The sequence below is a fragment of the Arthrobacter hankyongi genome (genome assembly GCF_022012395.1).
GTDB lineage: Bacteria > Actinomycetota > Actinomycetes > Actinomycetales > Micrococcaceae > Crystallibacter > Crystallibacter hankyongi.
Genome location: NZ_JAKLTQ010000033.1, coordinates 1 through 16,164 on the forward strand (window position 1 = coordinate 1; position 16,164 = coordinate 16,164).

A 16,164-nucleotide genomic window follows, 5' to 3' on the forward strand; every position below is an offset into this window, starting at 1 on the left:
GACGTTTTTGGCCGCGAGCGCCCGCAGGTCCGCCAGAACCTCGGACTCGCTGCGGGCCGACGGCAGTTCGAGCGGAGCCTGCTGGCGGATGTCGGCCGGCACAGCAGTGTCCACGAGGGCGTCGAGGCTGTCGTATCCAAGCTGCTTGAGCATCAGCTCGGCATCGTTGCCGCGGGGCCCGATGTGGCGGTCGGCAAAGGCAGCGATGGTGGGTTGAACCGTCATGAAAGGAACTCCAGTTATTCGCCGGTATGCGTGCATACCTGTTGGTGTGGGTTCCTCCCCGCTCTGTGTCTTGGACCTGAGAGATTCCGCACCGCCTGTCCACAGGCTGCGCTTGCACCGTCGGTGAGTCCGGCCGCTGAGCCGGAGACTGCTTTCCAGAGTTGCCTGTCCGCGGCGGTACAGGGGCCTGAGAGATTCCTGGGGAGGTATTGCTCCTACGGCGCCTGCTTAATTAAGCAGGACTCTCCCGCCGCATGTCGAAGGCGTTATTCAATTATGGCTGGGTAAATCCTAGCCGTTGGCGGCGGCTTCCAACAAGGCGGCCGCCGCCGGCAGGATGGCGGCCGGGACCCTATTCAACACCGCGCCGTCAGCTTACGCTTCTGATAACTGCTTCATCTCTGGCGAAGGAGGGGTGTGGGGGAACCAGCGGCGCCCCAAGGCCCCTGCCCTATGGCCCCGCTGACGCTGGATTTCCCACATAACGGCTATGTGGCGATGGGGACGAAGGAAGCCTGGACGAGTTGATCCCGCTGAGCCGTCGGCGCGGCCGGACGACCGGGCGAAGAAGCGCGGCGAATGGGGGCGGATCGGCCGTTGGACGGTGTGGGTCGCATTTATTGCCCTGGCGGTCGGATCGATCGCGGCGCCGACGGCCGTGGGCCTGTCCGCCGCCGGCAACACGGTTTTGAACCTGTGGGACGAACTGCCGACCGATTTGCCGGTGGACCGCCCGCTGGCCCAGCACACGGTGGTGCTGGATAAGAACGGCAAGGAATTCGCCCGCTTCTACAGCGAGAACCGGGTCGAGGTGAAGCAGAGCCAGGTGTCCAAGGCGTTCCAGGAATCACTGGTTGCCACCGAGGACGCCCGCTTCTACGAGCACCATGGGGTCGACCCCTGGGGTGTCACCCGGGCGCTGCTCCACAACCTGGCCAATGAGGACATCCAGGGCGCTTCGACCATCACCCAGCAGCTGGTCCAGAACATCCTGGTCAACAACGCCCGCAACGGCACCGAGGAGATGGTGGGGGCCGGGTACACCTACAATGCCAAGATCCGCGAGGCCAAGTATGCCCTCGCCCTGGAGCAGAAGCTGTCCAAGGGCGAGATCCTCACCCGGTACATGAACACCGTCTACTTCGGCAACGGCGCCTACGGGGTGGAGGCCGCGGCCCACGCCTACTTCAATACGACGGCGGCCAAGCTGAACCACGTCCAGTCCGCCCTGCTGGTCGGCCTGCTCAAGGGCCCGGTCACCTATGACCCGTTCGCCCACCCCGCTGCGGCCACCGAACGGCGGAACATCGTGCTGACGGTGCTCCAGCGCCAGGGTGTGCTGACCCCTGAACAGGCCCGCGCCGCCAGCGCGAAGCCGCTGGGCGTCAAGCGCGGTGCCATGCCGTCCGGCTGCGCCGGGTCCACCTACCCCTTCTACTGCGAACTGGTCCGCGAGGAAATCCTGACCAACCCGGCGTTCGGGCGGACCCCCGCAGCCCGCCGCGCACTCCTGGCCCAGGGCGGCATAACACTGACGACGGCGTTGGATCCGCAGGCGGCCAAGGCCGCCCAGGCCGCCGTCGAAAAGGCACTGGGCAACAACAACCGGGTCGCGCTGGGCACCGCCGTCGTGGTGCCGGGCACCGGCCATATCGCCGCCATCGCGCAGAACCGCGAATGGGGCCAGGGCAAGGGCAAAACCGAGGTGGTCTACGCCAAGCGCGGATTCCAGGTGGGTTCGTCAATGAAGCCGATCGTGCTGGCCACGGCGCTGAGCCAGGGCATCCCACCCTCCACCCGGCTGCGGGCCAACGGCCCCTATCGCTCGGCAAAAATCGACAATCCGCGCGGCGGCTACGTCAACTACGGCAACCGCAATTACGGAGTGATCAACGCCTACAAGGCCATCCGCAGCTCGGTGAATGTGTACTTTGTCCGCCTTATCGAACGCGTCGGCGTCATCAACACGGCCAAGATGGCCCGCCGGCTGGGCATCTCCTCCCTGCCGGTCGATCAACTGACCGGGCGGGAGGCCTCGCTCGCCCTCGGCGCCTACGAAGTGTCCCCGCTGGAGATGGCCAACGCCTATGCCGCCTTTATGAGCGGCGGGGTGGTCTGCACGCCGGTGACGGTCATCAAGGCGGTCCGTACCGAGACCAAGGAAAGACTCCCGGTTCCGAAGTCCGGCTGCCATAAGGCGATCAGCCGCTCCGTGGCCAACACCGTGGCCAGCATCCTGAGGGAACCCTTCAAGCCCACCGGGACCTTGGCGCAGCTGGGCCCTCCCGCGGGCCGGGATGCAGGCGCCAAGACCGGAACCACCAACGATTTCGCGGCCAACTGGATCGTCGGCGGCACCCCGCAGCTCATCGCCGCCGTCTGGCTGGGCGATCCGCGCGGCGGAACCCGGCATCCACTCACCCGGGTCCAGGCCTTCGGCACCACCTACTACGACCTGACCGGCGCCGAGGTGGCCGGCCCGGTCTGGAAAGCCACCATGGAAGGCGCGCTCCGGGGCCGGAAGGAGGTCCGGCTGCCCCGGCCGTGATGGCCGGGGCAGCCGCCGCCTAGCAGAATCCGGCCAGCCACTCCCAGGCGGCGGGTGCCTCGGCCTGGCCGGCGCGCGTGACGGCGGTGTTCATCAGCCCGTAGGGACGGTCCCCGACGATGAACACCTCATTGTTGTTCTGCAGTCCGAACGGGCCGAGGTCCATCAGGTAATGGTGCTTGTTGGGCATGACGAACCGGATCTCCGCCAGCTCCGCCCGTTCCTGCAGGATGCGCTCGCCGATGGCGAAGATGGTCTGCTGCAGGGAGAGCGAATGGGTCTGCGCGAAGGTTTCCAGCAGCAGCGCCTTGACCGCCGCGTAGCTGGCGTCATAGTCCGCACCGGCCGCCGGCAGGAAGCGCCACCGGGCGGTGACCGAGGTGGCCAGGATCCGGTCGGTGGTCTCGGGCAGGGTGGTGTACTTGTCCCGCGGAAAGCCGTGGAACTCGCTGCCGGTGGACTTGAGCACCAGCAGGTCCTTGAGCCCGCCGAGCACGTGCTCGACGCCGTCGGCAATGGTCACCGCGGCCGTGCGGACCTCCTGCCCGGTGCGCACGAAGGAGTGGTCGTGCCCCCGGCCCTGCACCGGAATCCGTTCCCAGCCGAACTGCTCGGCCTCCCAGCGCCCGCCGGTGGTCCAGGGCACGGAGCCGGTGAAATGCCGGCCGAGGGTCAGCAGGAACTCCTCCGGCGAGCTGATCCCGTACTCCTTGGCGAAGGCGTAGATGGTGTTCTTCTGGGTGTCGGTGGCCAGCACATGGGCGTTGTCGCCCCCGCGGTAGCACTCCTCATAGTCCCCGCGCAGCAGCGACGTGACGTTCAGGTCCGCGATCCGGTGCCGCGCGGTGTCCCGCTCGATGCGCACCACACGGACCTCGGCCTTGCCGTACTGGTTGCTGCCCAGCACGATGCCGGAACGGTCTCCGGCAGCGGGCCGGTCCTCGATGTCCCCGGTGCCCATTGGTCAGCTCCCTCGGTAGGTCGAATAGGCGAACGGGCTCAGCAGCAGCGGCACGTGGTAGTGCCCGGCATCCGCCGCGACGCGGAACACAATGCCCACCTCCGGGAAGAAGGTCTCCTGGCCGCGGGCGCCGAAGTAGTCGCCGGTGGCGAACACCAGGCGGTAGGTCCCGGGCTCGAGCCGCTCGGGACCGAGCCCATTGGCCCGGCCGTCCGAGTCCGTGACCGCCGCCGCCAGCCGGGTGCCGGCGGCGGATTCGAGCACGACGGCGATGCCGGCGGCCGGGCGGCCGGTGGCACTGTCCAGGACGTGGGTGCTGACGTGGCTGGCGGCCATCGTGTCCCCTTTCCGGGCTGCTGCCCTGCACTGTGCGGAGGGTTGCTGCTCCCACCCGCCGCTGCGTGGAGCGGTGCGCCTACGCTGGCACGATTCTATGGAGGAGGATGCTCCACAGGAACCTCGCTGCGGGAACAACGGGACTGCGGGAGGATCAGTCCGGCTCCTCCAGCTGGGCCTGCAGCCGCAGCAGCGCGATTTCGGCCAGCTGGCCGGCCCGCACCCGGGCCTCGGTGGCCGGGTCGTTGCGCAGTCGTTCCTGCAGGCTGGCGAGCAACTCCTGCTGGCTGCGGCCGGCAGCGCGGATCAGGAAGATCCGGCCGAACCGGTCCTCGTAGTCGCGGTTGGCCTGCCGCCAGAGCTCGGCCGTGTCCGCGCCGCTGCCGACGGCGGCCTGTTCCCGGCGGGAGTGCCCGGCCTCCGCTCCGCTGAGCCCGGCGGCGGCCGGCTGCTGCCCGATCCGCGGATGGTGTGCCAGCGCGGCGTCCACCTCGGCATCGCTCCAGCTGTGTGCCTGCCGGCGGGCGGCCTCGAGCAGCTCCTGCCGGCTGGAGTAGGGCCGGCCGGCGATCAGCCGGCGCTGCCAGGACTCGATCGGCACGCACGGTGCCAGGAACCGGGCGGCCCGGGCCGGCTCCGCCTGATTAAATGTCTCCAGGTCCATGGCTCCTCCTGCCTCCTCGTCCGCTGGCAGCGTCGACGTCCCGGCCGGCTAGGCTTCGACCCGTCCAATCAGGCCCTTAACATAGGCGGCCTGGCCGCAGTGTTCCAGGCAGTCATCCACCACGCTGACCAGCCGCACGCCCAAGGTGACCGGCGGATCCCAGCGGGTATCCACGATCCGGTCCAGGTCTTCCTCCGCCAGCGACCGCAGGAACCGGACGGTGCCGGCGTGTACCGCATCGAAGTACTCCCGCAGCAGCGCGGCGGAGCGGATCCGGGCCTGGTCCACTTGGGCCGAGCTGTGTCCGTACCCGGTGTCCCCGGCCTGAAAGGGCAGCCCGAACCGCCCCACCCAGTCCTGGGCCAACCATTGCTGCTCGGTGCCGGCGACATCGGCGATGTGGTCGTCCTGGATGCGCGTCAGGTGCCAGATGAGCCAGCCGATGGAGTTGCCGCCTCCCCCGGGGCGTATCGCAAGCTGTTCGGGGGCAAGGTCCTCAAGGACCGCATGCACACCCTCCCGGGCCCGGCCGAAGGCGTCGATCAGCAGGTCGTTGAATTTCATGCTGCCAGCCTACGACGCTTCCGGCGGCCGGTGGCCTGTTCCGCATTCCTTACCCGGTCCTTACCTGCGCGAAACGCAATCGCAACAGCGCCGGGCCACCATGGTGGCTTATATCCGGCCGATCCGCCGGTACCCCCTGACAGGAGGCCAGCCTTGACTCTGGAAGCCGCGACCCGTCCGGTCCGCCTGCACGATCTGTCCCGGCTGCGGCCCGGCATGGAAATCGAGGCCCGGGACCTGAACGCTGTCCGTTACCGTGGCCACGTGGTGGATACCGCCCCGCGGCTGGGTATCGTCTGGATCCTGGAAGCCGGCCACGGGGCGCGCCGGATCCTGGACCAGCAGGAGTTCAGCCTCTGGCTGGTTCAGCCCGACTGCTGAGCGGCCGCCCGGCGGGTCATGTCGACCAGGCTCAGCCACGGGCCGGTGACCTGCTGTTCGGTCAGCGTCACCCGGCGTTCCCCGGCCCGGATGTCATACAGGTAGCGGTCCGGCTGGTCCTGCCGGTCCGCGGTTTCCTCCCAGGGGCATGCCTCAATGGCGTCCTGCCAGTCCCGCTCGAGTTCATCGGCGCCGACTTCCACGGCCCAGCCCGTGCTCAGCCCCGCGAACCCTCCGGTGCGCCTGACCGAGATCCTCATCGCCACCGCCCGTCCCGGGCCCCGGCTGCCCGGCGCCTGTTTCAGTCCATGATGCCCACCTGGGCCCAGGCCGCCGCCAGCGCGGCGTGCTCCTCCGATTCCCTACCGTACCGCTTCACGGCCGCGGATTCAGTGGCCCGGGCAAAGCCGGCAAAATCCGTCTGTGCGCCCACCTCGGGCCCGATCAGCGCGTCATACCAGATCAACCCGGCCCGTTCCCAGGCATAACCGCCCAGGCGCAGGGCCAGCAGGGCGAAGGCCCGGTTGGGGATGCCGGAGTTCACATGGACGCCGCCGTAATCATCCGCGGTGCGGACATAGCCCGCCATCGTGCCCGGCTGCGGGTCCTTGCCCAGGACCTCGTCGTCATAGGCGGTGCCGGGCTCCTTCAGCGAGCGCAGCGCCACGCCGTTGACCCGGTCAGTGAACAGCCCCGCTCCGATCAGCCAGCTCGCCTCCGCCGCCGTCTGGCGGCGCGCATACTGTTCGACCAGGGCCGCGAACACGTCCGAGACTGATTCGTTCAGGGCCCCGGGCTGTCCCCGATAGGCGAGGTTGGCGGTGTACTGGGTGACCCCGTGCGTCAGTTCGTGGCCGATCACCGACAACGAGCCGGTGAACCGCCGGAAGATCTGTCCGTCCCCATCCCCGAACACCATCCGGGTGCCGTTCCAGAACGCGTTGTCATAGTCCTGGCCGTAGTGGACGGTGGCGCGGAGCACTTCGCCGGCATCGTCCAGCGAGTTGCGTCCGTAGGCGCGGGCAAACAGCTCGAAGGTGGAGCCGAGCCCGTCGTAGGCCTCGTTGGCCGCAGGGTCGGCGGCCGCGGGATCCCCTTCGCCGCGCACCCGCTGGCCGGGCAGCCGCCCGGTATGCCTGGCATCGCTGATCAGCCGTTCCGGCGCCAGTTCCGGCCAGCCGGCCGGCCCGGGTACGGCCTGAGGGCCGGGCAGCTGGGCGGCACCGGGCAGCGCCGGTGCCGGGGCAGCCGCGGACAGCAGCTGGACCTTGGCGCGCCGGGTCCGGCTCAGCCCGGCCGTGCGGACCAGCGCCCGGCGGGCCGCCTCGGCAGCCGGCTGCAGGCTCTCCGGGGCCAGCCGGGCAATCCGGCGCAGCAGGTAGGGCGGAACGATGTAACAGTGCATGGTGACCTCCGCTCGGGGACCTCCCGGGTTGCGACCAGCCTAGGCGCCGCTGCCGACAACTTCGGGCCGCCCCGCCGGACCGGGGCGCGGCAGGGCGCGGTGTACATTTTTGACAGGGCCGCAGTGGCCGCAGCGTGACTTAAGCCAAGGAATTCCCATGCCCCGCTCCTCCGCCCGCCAGCGCATGCCCGTCTGGGCTGTCATTACGGTCCTGTGCCTGTCCGGCACCGTGGTCTCCCTGATGCAGACCATGGTGGTGCCCCTGCTGCCGGACTTCCAGCGGCTGTTCGGGCTGAGCGCCGAGAACGTGTCCTGGCTGGTGACGGCCACCCTGCTCACCTCTGCGGTGGCGACGCCGATTGTCTCGCGGCTGGCGGATATGTTCGGCAAGCGCCGGATGATGGTCGTCTGCATCCTGCTCATGACCGCCGGTTCGGTGGTGGCGGCCACCGGCGCTGGCTTTGCGCCGCTGGTGGCGGGCCGGGCACTGCAGGGCTTCTCCTCGGCCCTGATCCCGGTCGGCATCAGCATCATGCGCGATGAGCTGCCCAGGGACAAGGTCAATTCGGCCGTGGCCATCATGAGCGCAACCCTGGGGATCGGCGGTGCCCTTGGCCTGCCGCTGGGCGGCTGGCTCTTCGAGAAAGCCGGCTGGGAGACCATTTTCTGGCTCTCTGCCGTGGCCGGCCTCGTCCTGCTCGGCGCGGTCCTGACGGTCGTGTCCGAATCCGAGGTCAAGGCGGGCGGGCGCTTCGACTACCCGGGGGCGGTCCTGCTCTCGGTGGCGCTCACCGCCCTGCTGCTGGCCATTTCCAAGGGCGGCAGCTGGGGCTGGGGCAGCGAACCGGTGCTGCTGCTGTTTGTCCTCACTGCGGTGGTGCTGGCCGCCTGGTTCCCTTATTCGCTCAAGGTGAGCCAGCCGCTGGTGGATCTGCGCACCTCCGGCCGCCGCCCCGTGCTGCTGACGAACATCGCCTCGGTCATGGTGGGCTTCGCGCTTTTTGCCAACATGCTGCTGAGCACCCAGCAGCTGCAGCTTCCGGCCGGCACCGGCTACGGCTTTGGCCTGAGCCCCATTGCCGCCGGGGTGGCGATGATTCCCTCGGGACTGGCCATGGTGCTGTTCTCGCCGGTGTCCGGCGCCCTGATCAACCGCTTCGGCGGCAAGCCAACACTCTTCGCCGGCTCGGCCGTGATGGCGGCCGGGTACGTCGGCCGGGTGTTCTTCACCGATTCCCTCTGGGCCGTCATCCTCGGTGCCACGGTGGTCAGCATCGGTTCGGCGGTCGCGTACGCCGCCATGCCCAACCTGATCATGGCCAATGTGCCCATCACGGAAACAGCGTCCGCCAACGGGCTCAACGCGCTGCTGCGCGCCATCGGCACGTCCACCTCCAGCGCCGTCGTCGCCGTCGTCCTGTCATCGGTGACCGTTGCCTACGGCGGCACGCAGGTGCCGGCCCTGGCCGCGTTCCAGGATGTGTTCTGGAACGCGGCGCTGGCATCGCTGGGTTCCTGCGCCGTCGTATGGTTCATTCCGCGGCCGGAGCGGGTGCCGGCCGAAGTCCCCGGGGCCGCGCAGCCGGCGGTCACCCCGGCCGGCGAAAGCGCGGAAACGGTGGTTCATGGCTGTGTGCTGACCGGGGACGAGAAGCCGATCCCGCACGCCGTCGCCACCGTGATGAAGACCACCGGCGAGCCGGTGGACTGGAGCCGCGCCGACGCCGACGGCAGGTTTTCGCTGGCCCTGCCCGGGGCCGGCGAGTACCTGGTCGTGGCCAGCGCCGACGGCTGGGTGCCGCGGTCCAGGGTGGTGGAATTCACCGAGGCGGACCACGAGGAACGCATCCACCTGCGCCACCGGCTTTCGCTCTCCGGCTGGGTGCTGCGCGACGGCGAATCCCTGCCGGGCGCGCTGGTGGCCCTCAGTGCGGGCTCGGGCGAGTTCGTCGCTTCGACCCGGACGGACCGCAGCGGGCACTACGAGCTGCCGCTGCCGCCGCCGGGCCGGTATATCCTGACCGCCGTCGAGGCGGAAACCTTCCACACCCATTCCCGCAAGGTTGTCTCGGGCGCCGAGTCCGCGGTGGTGAACCTGGAACTGGTGGGCACGGCCCTGCCGCGCGGCTGAAGTCCCGCAGGCAGGCGGACCTTTGTGCCGGAAGGTCAGCTTTCGTCCCGCAGCCGGGCAGCGATGATCCAGAACATTTTGTTCACCCGCTGCACGGCGGCGTCGGCGTCCCCGGCGCCCAGGTAGCGGATGGTCTCCTCCCAGCCCTCGGTCCAGGTCTCGAACAGGTCAGGGTACGGGTGCAGATGCAGCCGGGCCAGCGCCCGGTAGACCACCAGTTCGCTCAGGGACCGCAGCTCCGCGTGATCGGCGGCGCTGACCAGGACGTCCAGCAGGTCCAGCGCCGCCTTGCGCGAGCCCGGGATGTCACCGGCGGCGAGCAGCCGGCGCTGGCGCTGGACCGCCTCCGACATCACCTCCACCTGCCCGGCATCCAGCCGCGTCGCCGCCCGCTCCATCACCGCGGCGACGACGATGCCGAGCACCTCCACCAGCTCCACGGCATTGCGGTCGCTGACCACGGTGACCCGCCGGCGCTTGTTCGGCAGTGCCTCGATCAGGCCCTCGCTGATCAGCTGCGTGATCGCCTCACGCACCGGGGTGATGCTCAGGTTCAGGTCCCGGGCCAGTTCCGCGTCCTTGATGGGCGTGCCCGGCGGCAAGGCCCCGGCGAGGATCTCATCCCGCAGGTACTGCCCCACCGCGTCACGACGCGTCCGGGAAGCTTCCTCGCGCATGCGCACCTCCTGCCGGTGCGGCGCAGCCGGTCCATACGGACTGCGCGCCGTCACGGAACAGTAATTTTCACCGAAGACTGGAAAGAATGCATTTCGAATCCTAGTCTTAGGGAGACCTGCGTCACAATGGCGTGCCGCAGGATCACCTTCCGGCCCCGGGGCCGGAAGCGTTCGGCCGGTCCGGCCCATGGCGTGGACGCAGGCTTGGGGGTTTACTGGAGATAGCTCTATCCCATAGCGAAAGCAGGCGGTAGCTGTTATGGACACAGCCCAACTGGTTTGGATCATCGTTGCCATCCTCGTGGTCATCGCAGTCGTGGCCATCCTCGCGGCTCTGGGCCGCAAACGCGCGGCCGCGCGGGTCGAAGAGCAGCGGGAAGCCGACCGCAGGCAGGCCAGCGAACTGCGCGAAACCGCACAGAGTGCGGATCTTCAGGCCCGGGAGCGCGACGCCGCGGCCCGGCAGGCGGAAGCCGAAGCACAGCAGGCCGAGGCCGAGGCAGAGAAGATGCGGCTGCAGGCCGAACGGCACGCCGCGGACGCGCAGAGCAGCCACCAACAGGCCGAGGAGCAACTGAGGCAGGCGTCGGAGCTGGATCCGGACAGCGCCCGGGACACCGCCCGTGACGGCTCCATACCGCCGGATACCGGGCAGCCGGACACGGACACGGTCGCCGAGCCGGAGCCGGCACCGGCACACCACACCGAGGTCCCCCCGGACACGGGGCAGGATATTCCCGAACGGGGCACCGTCTCCGGAACCGGCACTGCGGCCCCGCCGCAGCGGACGGACGACGGCCGTCCGGCATGAACGGTGCGGACGAACGGGTGGCGACGGGCACCGTCTACCAGGCGAGCGCTGAGTCCAACAGCAAAGAGCCCCACGACTGGGGCCGGGCGATGGCTGCGGCCACCTCTGCGCTCGCGACCCAGCTCAGCCTGGCCGGCAGCAGCCACGCCGCGCTCTTCGGCGAAGACCTGCGCCTGACGGTGACCGAAACAACGGACGGCGTCGCCATCACTCTGACCTGGACCCCGGGCGGGTCCCCCGAATAATTCCCGGCCCGCGGAGGAGCGATGTCTGCAGAGAGCCAGCCGTACCTTCATCATCTTGCCGCGCTGGTTGCTGCGCCGCTGCAGGCCTGGTCAGAGCCGCAGGGCCAGATCCGCGGCCAGGGCGCGCAGGGCGTGTACTTCGGCATGGCCCGGGTGCTGGCCCGCTGCCTGCTGCGCGTGGACGGGATCGAGCCACAGTGGATCTCCAGCCAGGTCCGTTCCGCCACGGTGGCCGAGTACCTCTACACGGTCCGGGTTCCCGGCAGCGATGCGGACCCGGTGGTGTGGGTCGTCCGGACCCGGACCGCACAGGCCGGCCGGCTGTCCGAGTCCCTGAGCTTCAAGTCCGGCCTGCCCTACACGGTGCGGCTGGCGGTACAGCTGGAACTGGTGGCGGACTCCTCCACGACGGAACAGATCCAGCAGGGCAACACCTTCTCCACCGGTGGCATCGCCCCGGGCGGCAGCCGGTGGCATTGGCGGGATGCCGACACCATCGCCGCCCTCACGGCCGACGGGGCTGCCATCGACGTCGACGGCAGCCTGCTGCTGCTCGACTGGAGCATCGAACTGGCGCCCGGACACGCCGTCGAACTTGGCTGGTCGCTGGAGCTGACAGACGCCGGCGCACCGCTGCGGGCGGCCGGGGGCGGGCCGCTGCTGACCCCGGCAACGTCGGGGGAACCGCGGCTGCAGCGGCTCATGAGCACCTCGATGAGCGACCTGAACAGCCTGCGCCTGGCGGACGCCCAGGCTCCCGGCGACGCGTTCCTGGCCGCCGGCGCACCGTGGCACCTGACCTTGTACGGACGGGACGCGCTGATCGCCGCCAGGATGCTGCTGCCGGTCAACCGGGAACTGGCGGCCGGCACCCTGCGCGCGCTGGCCGCGCGCCAGGGGACGAAAGTGGACCCGGAGACCGCCGAAGAGCCGGGCAAGATCGTGCACGAATTCCGGCGGCAGTTCACCCTGCTGCCCCCGGTGTACTACAACTACTACGGCGGCATGGACGCCACCGCGTTGTGGGTGTGCCTGCTGCACGACACCTGGCAGGCGGGCATGCCGGAGGCCGAGGTGGCGGCGCTGCTGCCCCACCTGCAGGCGGCGCTGGGCTGGCTGCGCGATTATGGCGACCCCGACGGCGACGGCTTCCTGGAGCATCTGGATGAGACCGGCGACGGCGTGGCCCACTATGGCTGGAAGGAAACCCCGGACGCGCTGCGCTGGCACGACGGGGCCCCGGCCAAGGGCCCGCTCGCACTGCCGGAAATCCAGGCCTACGCCCACGAAGCGGCCCTCTGCGGTGCCGCCCTGCTGGAGCATTTCCACAGCGGCGACCAGGCCCGGCAGTGGCTGACCTACGCCGCCGAACTGAAGGACAATTTCCGCGAACAATTCTGGTGCTCGGACGACTTCGGCCCCTATCCCGCCATGGCCCTGGACGCGGACAAGGAACCGGTGGACGGCATCGGTTCCAGCATGGGCCATCTGCTGGGCACCGGCCTGCTCGACGGGGACGAGACCGCCGCGGTGGTGGGCCGGCTGATGCACCCGGCCCTGTTCTCCGGATACGGGATCCGGACCCTCTCCACCACCAACGCGGCGTACTGGCCGCTGCGCACCCACGCCGGAGCGGTCTGGACCCATGACAGTGCCTGGACCGTGATGGGCATGCTCCGCTCCGGCTTTGCGGACGAGGCGGCCCTGCTGGCCTCGGGGCTGCTCAATGCCGCCGAAGGCTTCGGCTGGCGGCTGCCTTCCATGTTCTCCGGCCACTCCACCCAGGAAGTCTGGCCACCCGTTCCGCACCCCTCGGCCACCCGGCCGCAGGCCTGGGCGGCCGCTTCGGCGGTGCCGGTGGCGCTGGCTCTGGGCGGGTTCAACGTGCTGGGCTGACTGTCCCGGCCCAGGCTGTGCAGAACCTCCGAACCGCAGAAGGAGCAAGCTGATGAGCGGATGGAACGCGGACACGGCCGCAGGGCCCTCGGGTGCCGGCGCCGTGACGGTGGTGGAGGGCTCGTCCTTCTGCATTTCCTCACCCAGTGGGGACATCCACCCCGAACTGACCCAGGGAGCCTTCTACCAGGACACGCGGATCCTGTCCGGCTGGCGGCTGACGGTGGACGGACAGCCGCTGGAGCCGCTGTCCGCCCGGATCCTGGAGCCCTACCGCGCCATCTTCGTCGGCCGGGCCCGGCGTGCCGACGGGCACGCGGACAGTCCGCTGGTGGTCGAACGCGAACGGCTGGTAGGTGTGGGAGTGCGCGAAGACATCACGGTCCGCAACTATTCCCGGACGACCGCCGAATGCACCGTCCGGGTCGGCGTGGAAGCGGATTTCGCCGACCTGTTCGACGTCAAGGGCGGCGTGTCGATCCCGGATACGCAGCTGACCCGCCAGGTCCGGGGCGAGGAACTGCGGTTGGAGGCGGTGCGCAACGGCCGGCACCGGGGCATCGCGGTGCACGGCCGCGGGGGCGACCTCGATGAGGACGCCGTCTCGTTCCAGGTCAGCATCCCGCCGCGTGGCCAGTGGTCGACCAGCTTGATCATCACTCCGCTGGTCGAACACGACCGGCCCCCCGGGACCTTCATCCACACGATGGAAGCGTCCGAACTGGAGGCAGCCCGCCGGTACGAGGCCTGGGAGCGGTATGTCCCCGAACTGAACCTGACCAACCCCGGCTTCGAACGGACCCTGCGGCGCAGCCACGAAGACCTCGGCGCCCTGCGCATCTTCGACCGGGACCATCCGGGCCGGACGGTGGTCGCCGCCGGGGCGCCCTGGTTCATGGCGCTCTTCGGCCGGGACTCGCTGCTGACCTCCTACATGGCGCTGCCGGTCGATCCATCCATGGCCCGGGGCACGCTGGAGACCTTGGCCGAACTGCAGGGCACCAAGGTTGATCCCGACACCGAAGAGGAACCCGGACGCATCCTGCACGAGGTCCGGCTGGGCGTGACGGCAGGCCTGGCACTGGGTAACGGATCGGCCTACTACGGCACCGCCGACGCCACGCCGCTGTTCGTGACACTGCTGGCCGAACTGGACCGCTGGGGACTGGACCGCGGCATCCTGGCCAACCTGCTGCCCCATGCGGACCGGGCCTTGGACTGGATTGCGCAGTACGGGGACCGCGACGGCGACGGCTTCGTCGAGTACGAGCGGGCCACGTCCCACGGCCTGATCAACCAAGGGTGGAAGGACTCCTGGGACGGGATCAACTTCGCCGACGGCAGCCTGGCCCAGGCCCCGATTGCGCTGTGCGAGGTGCAAGGCTACGTCTACAGCGCCTACCTCGGCCGCGCCATGCTGGCCCTGTCTGCCGGGGACATCCAACTGGCCGCCGAGTGGCAGCAGCGGGCCACCGCGTTCAAGGAGGAGTTCAACAAGCGCTTCTGGCTCCCGGACAAGGGCTACTATGCGATCGCGCTGGACCGGGACAAACGCCCGGTGGACTCCTGTGCCTCCAACATGGGCCACTGCCTGTGGAGCGGCATCGTGGACGACGACAAGGCCGCGCAGGTGGCGGCCCGGCTGATGTCCCCGGAAATGTTCACCGGCTGGGGCATCCGGACGCTGGCCTCGGACATGGGCGCTTACAATCCGGTCAGCTACCACAACGGTTCCGTCTGGCCGCATGACAGCGCCATCGTCACGGCCGGGCTGATGCGCTACGGATTCGTGGACGAGGCCCGCCGGGTGGCCACCGGCCTGTTCGAGGCGGCCTCCGAGTTCGACGGCCGCCTGCCCGAACTGTTCTGCGGGTTCGACCGCAGCGACTACGCCGCCCCGATCCCCTATCCGACCTCGTGCTCGCCCCAGGCGTGGGCGGCGGCCTCGCCGGTGCTGCTGATGCGCGCCCTGCTGCGGATGGACCCCTGCCTGCCCACCGACGAGCTGTGGATGGACCCGGTGCTGCCCGATGGCTTCGGCAGCTTCGAAGCCGACCACGTGCAGCTGGGCGGGTGCCGGATGTTCCTGGCCGCGGACCGCGACGACCTGTCCGTGGACGGGCTGGACCCGGCGATCACCCTGCGCCGCGAGGCCCGTCCCGCGATGTCCGAGTTCCTGGCCGTGCGGCAGGCGTCGCTGCGGCAGTCCTCCGGCTCACGGGACGGCAGCTGAGATGCGGATCGGCCTGATTGCCCCGCCGTGGATCCAGGTGCCGCCGCCGGCGTACGGCGGAACGGAGCTGGTTGTGGACCTGCTGGCCCGGGGCCTGGCGGACGCGGGGCACGACGTGCTGCTGGCGGCCTCCGCCGACAGCACCTGTCCGGTACCGCTGGTGCCCGGGCTGGACCCGGCACATCCGGCGGACCTGGACACCACCAAGGTGGAACTTGCCCACGTCATCCACGCCTACGAGGCCATGGCGGAAGTCGACGTGATCCATGACCACACCCTGGCCGGGCCGCTGTACCGCTACCGGCCCGGCCCTGCGCCGGTAGTGGCCACCAACCACGGCCCCTTTACTGCCCCGTATTCGACGATCTACCGCGCCATGGGCCGCGGCGCCTGCATCGTGGCCATTTCGCACCATCAGGCAAGTACCGCAGACGACATCCGCGTGGACCGGGTCATCCACCACGGCATCTACATGGACACCGTCCCCGTCGGCGCCGGGGACGGTGGCTATGTGTGCTTCCTGGGCCGGATGACACCCGACAAGGGGATCGCCGAAGCCATCGCGATCGCCCGTACTGCGGGGATACCACTGAAAATAGCCGCGAAAATGCGCGAACCTGCCGAAGTGCAGTACTTCGACAGCACCATCCGCCCTGCCTTGGGCCCCGACGTGGAGTTCCTCGGCGAGATCAGCCCGGAGGAGAAATATGCCCTGCTGGGCAGCGCCGCCGCGCTGCTGAACCCCATCCAGTGGAACGAGCCCTTCGGCCTGAACATGATCGAGGCGCTCGGGTGCGGCACCCCCGTGGTCGGGACCCCGCGAGGTGCCGCACCCGAAATCGTCGTCCACGGGCTGACCGGCTTCCTGTCCGCGGACATGCAGCAGCTGCCCGGTTTCCTGCAGCGGGCCGGCGGGCTGGACCGGGCACAGTGCCGGGCCCACGCGGAACGGCATTTCAGCAGCCGGCGGATGGTCCAGGACCATATCCTGCTGTACGAGCAACTGCTCCAAGGCGGACTTTGTTATTCCGCCGCCGGAGCGGCCGGCCCGGGCAAGCTGCCCGGGACCGGCTGACCATCGCTTCTC

General features: G+C 69.5%; 16 protein-coding genes and 2 riboswitches. Of the genes, 8 read left to right on the top strand and 8 right to left on the bottom strand.

Annotated features, from left to right (window positions below; genetic code table 11):
* Positions 1–225: hypothetical protein (locus tag LVY72_RS23340; RefSeq protein ID WP_237827263.1), on the bottom strand; the 225-nt coding region annotated here is incomplete at its 3' end.
* A gap of 53 nt (positions 226–278) precedes the next feature.
* Positions 279–390, bottom strand: a riboswitch (glycine riboswitch).
* A riboswitch (glycine riboswitch) is annotated at positions 391–485 on the bottom strand.
* A 344-nt stretch (positions 486–829) separates the two neighbouring features.
* Here LVY72_RS23340 and LVY72_RS23345 point away from each other — a divergent pair.
* Entirely contained in the window at positions 830–2,773 is a 1,944-nt protein-coding gene (locus LVY72_RS23345) for a transglycosylase domain-containing protein (RefSeq protein WP_237827266.1), read from the top strand.
* Between the two features lie 19 nt (positions 2,774–2,792).
* On the opposite strand, the gene pucL is transcribed toward LVY72_RS23345, so the two are convergent.
* The 4 genes from pucL to LVY72_RS23365 form a co-directional block, all read right to left on the bottom strand.
* Positions 2,793–3,734: a factor-independent urate hydroxylase gene (pucL, locus tag LVY72_RS23350; protein WP_237827269.1), complete on the bottom strand. Its 942-nt coding sequence runs from the start codon at positions 3,732–3,734 to the stop codon at positions 2,793–2,795.
* Positions 3,735–3,737: 3 nt separating this feature from the next.
* Positions 3,738–4,070, bottom strand: a complete 333-nt coding sequence (gene uraH, locus LVY72_RS23355) for a hydroxyisourate hydrolase (RefSeq protein WP_237827271.1) — start codon at positions 4,068–4,070, stop codon at positions 3,738–3,740.
* 154 nt (positions 4,071–4,224) lie between these two features.
* The gene (uraD, locus tag LVY72_RS23360) at positions 4,225–4,734 is read right to left on the bottom strand and encodes a 2-oxo-4-hydroxy-4-carboxy-5-ureidoimidazoline decarboxylase (RefSeq protein ID WP_237827273.1); all 510 of its coding nucleotides are present in this window, start codon (positions 4,732–4,734) and stop codon (positions 4,225–4,227) included.
* A 48-nt stretch (positions 4,735–4,782) separates the two neighbouring features.
* Positions 4,783–5,298: a mycothiol transferase gene (locus LVY72_RS23365; RefSeq protein WP_237827275.1), complete on the bottom strand. Its 516-nt coding sequence runs from the start codon at positions 5,296–5,298 to the stop codon at positions 4,783–4,785.
* A 153-nt stretch (positions 5,299–5,451) separates the two neighbouring features.
* Between LVY72_RS23365 and LVY72_RS23370 the strand changes: the two genes are divergently transcribed.
* Positions 5,452–5,679 (top strand): hypothetical protein, encoded by a 228-nt coding sequence (locus tag LVY72_RS23370; protein ID WP_237827276.1) that lies wholly within the window; start codon positions 5,452–5,454, stop codon positions 5,677–5,679.
* On the opposite strand, the gene LVY72_RS23375 is transcribed toward LVY72_RS23370, so the two are convergent.
* Together LVY72_RS23375 and LVY72_RS23380 are read right to left on the bottom strand one after the other, a co-directional pair.
* Entirely contained in the window at positions 5,664–5,939 is a 276-nt protein-coding gene (locus LVY72_RS23375; RefSeq protein WP_237827277.1) for a protealysin inhibitor emfourin, read from the bottom strand. The two genes, LVY72_RS23370 and LVY72_RS23375, sit on opposite strands and share 16 nt — an antisense overlap.
* 41 nt (positions 5,940–5,980) lie before the next feature.
* The gene (locus LVY72_RS23380; RefSeq protein ID WP_237827278.1) at positions 5,981–7,084 is read right to left on the bottom strand and encodes a M4 family metallopeptidase; all 1,104 of its coding nucleotides are present in this window, start codon (positions 7,082–7,084) and stop codon (positions 5,981–5,983) included.
* A gap of 157 nt (positions 7,085–7,241) precedes the next feature.
* Here LVY72_RS23380 and LVY72_RS23385 point away from each other — a divergent pair, with 157 nt between their 5' ends.
* Positions 7,242–9,215: an MFS transporter gene (locus LVY72_RS23385; RefSeq protein WP_237827280.1), complete on the top strand. Its 1,974-nt coding sequence runs from the start codon at positions 7,242–7,244 to the stop codon at positions 9,213–9,215.
* Positions 9,216–9,250: 35 nt separating this feature from the next.
* On the opposite strand, the gene LVY72_RS23390 is transcribed toward LVY72_RS23385, so the two are convergent.
* Positions 9,251–9,892 (bottom strand): GntR family transcriptional regulator, encoded by a 642-nt coding sequence (locus LVY72_RS23390; RefSeq protein WP_237827282.1) that lies wholly within the window; start codon positions 9,890–9,892, stop codon positions 9,251–9,253.
* Positions 9,893–10,151: 259 nt separating this feature from the next.
* On the opposite strand from LVY72_RS23390, the gene LVY72_RS23395 reads away from it, so the two are divergent.
* Genes LVY72_RS23395 through LVY72_RS23415 form a run of 5 tightly spaced genes read left to right on the top strand, consistent with a single transcriptional unit; the run spans position 10,152 to position 16,152 of the window.
* A complete protein-coding gene (locus LVY72_RS23395) occupies positions 10,152–10,703 on the top strand; it encodes a hypothetical protein (RefSeq protein WP_237827284.1) in 552 nt (183 codons plus the stop codon).
* Positions 10,700–10,948 carry a hypothetical protein gene (locus LVY72_RS23400; protein ID WP_237827286.1) on the top strand — a complete coding sequence of 83 codons (249 nt, stop codon included), beginning with the start codon at positions 10,700–10,702 and terminating at the stop codon, positions 10,946–10,948. Before LVY72_RS23395 ends, LVY72_RS23400 begins: the two co-directional genes overlap by 4 nt.
* Before the next feature lie 21 nt (positions 10,949–10,969).
* Positions 10,970–12,844: a glycogen debranching N-terminal domain-containing protein gene (locus LVY72_RS23405; protein WP_237827289.1), complete on the top strand. Its 1,875-nt coding sequence runs from the start codon at positions 10,970–10,972 to the stop codon at positions 12,842–12,844.
* A 52-nt stretch (positions 12,845–12,896) separates the two neighbouring features.
* Entirely contained in the window at positions 12,897–15,077 is a 2,181-nt protein-coding gene (locus tag LVY72_RS23410; RefSeq protein WP_237827290.1) for an amylo-alpha-1,6-glucosidase, read from the top strand.
* 1 nt (position 15,078) lies between these two features.
* Positions 15,079–16,152 carry a glycosyltransferase family 4 protein gene (locus LVY72_RS23415; RefSeq protein WP_237827291.1) on the top strand — a complete coding sequence of 358 codons (1,074 nt, stop codon included), beginning with the start codon at positions 15,079–15,081 and terminating at the stop codon, positions 16,150–16,152.
* Positions 16,153–16,164: the final 12 nt, after the last annotated feature.

What these genes read in the sequence shown, in the direction of transcription:
- pucL (WP_237827269.1), bottom strand. Translation starts at nt 3,734, where the DNA reads ATGGGCACCGGGGACATCGAGGACCGGCCCGCTGCCGGAGACCGTTCC.
- uraH (WP_237827271.1), bottom strand. Translation starts at nt 4,070, where the DNA reads ATGGCCGCCAGCCACGTCAGCACCCACGTCCTGGACAGTGCCACCGGC.
- uraD (WP_237827273.1), bottom strand. Translation starts at nt 4,734, where the DNA reads ATGGACCTGGAGACATTTAATCAGGCGGAGCCGGCCCGGGCCGCCCGG.
- LVY72_RS23365 (WP_237827275.1), bottom strand. Translation starts at nt 5,298, where the DNA reads ATGAAATTCAACGACCTGCTGATCGACGCCTTCGGCCGGGCCCGGGAG.
- LVY72_RS23375 (WP_237827277.1), bottom strand. Translation starts at nt 5,939, where the DNA reads ATGAGGATCTCGGTCAGGCGCACCGGAGGGTTCGCGGGGCTGAGCACG.
- LVY72_RS23380 (WP_237827278.1), bottom strand. Translation starts at nt 7,084, where the DNA reads ATGCACTGTTACATCGTTCCGCCCTACCTGCTGCGCCGGATTGCCCGG.
- LVY72_RS23385 (WP_237827280.1), top strand. Translation starts at nt 7,242, where the DNA reads ATGCCCCGCTCCTCCGCCCGCCAGCGCATGCCCGTCTGGGCTGTCATT.
- LVY72_RS23390 (WP_237827282.1), bottom strand. Translation starts at nt 9,892, where the DNA reads ATGCGCGAGGAAGCTTCCCGGACGCGTCGTGACGCGGTGGGGCAGTAC.
- LVY72_RS23395 (WP_237827284.1), top strand. Translation starts at nt 10,152, where the DNA reads ATGGACACAGCCCAACTGGTTTGGATCATCGTTGCCATCCTCGTGGTC.
- LVY72_RS23400 (WP_237827286.1), top strand. Translation starts at nt 10,700, where the DNA reads ATGAACGGTGCGGACGAACGGGTGGCGACGGGCACCGTCTACCAGGCG.
- LVY72_RS23405 (WP_237827289.1), top strand. Translation starts at nt 10,970, where the DNA reads ATGTCTGCAGAGAGCCAGCCGTACCTTCATCATCTTGCCGCGCTGGTT.
- LVY72_RS23410 (WP_237827290.1), top strand. Translation starts at nt 12,897, where the DNA reads ATGAGCGGATGGAACGCGGACACGGCCGCAGGGCCCTCGGGTGCCGGC.
- LVY72_RS23415 (WP_237827291.1), top strand. Translation starts at nt 15,079, where the DNA reads ATGCGGATCGGCCTGATTGCCCCGCCGTGGATCCAGGTGCCGCCGCCG.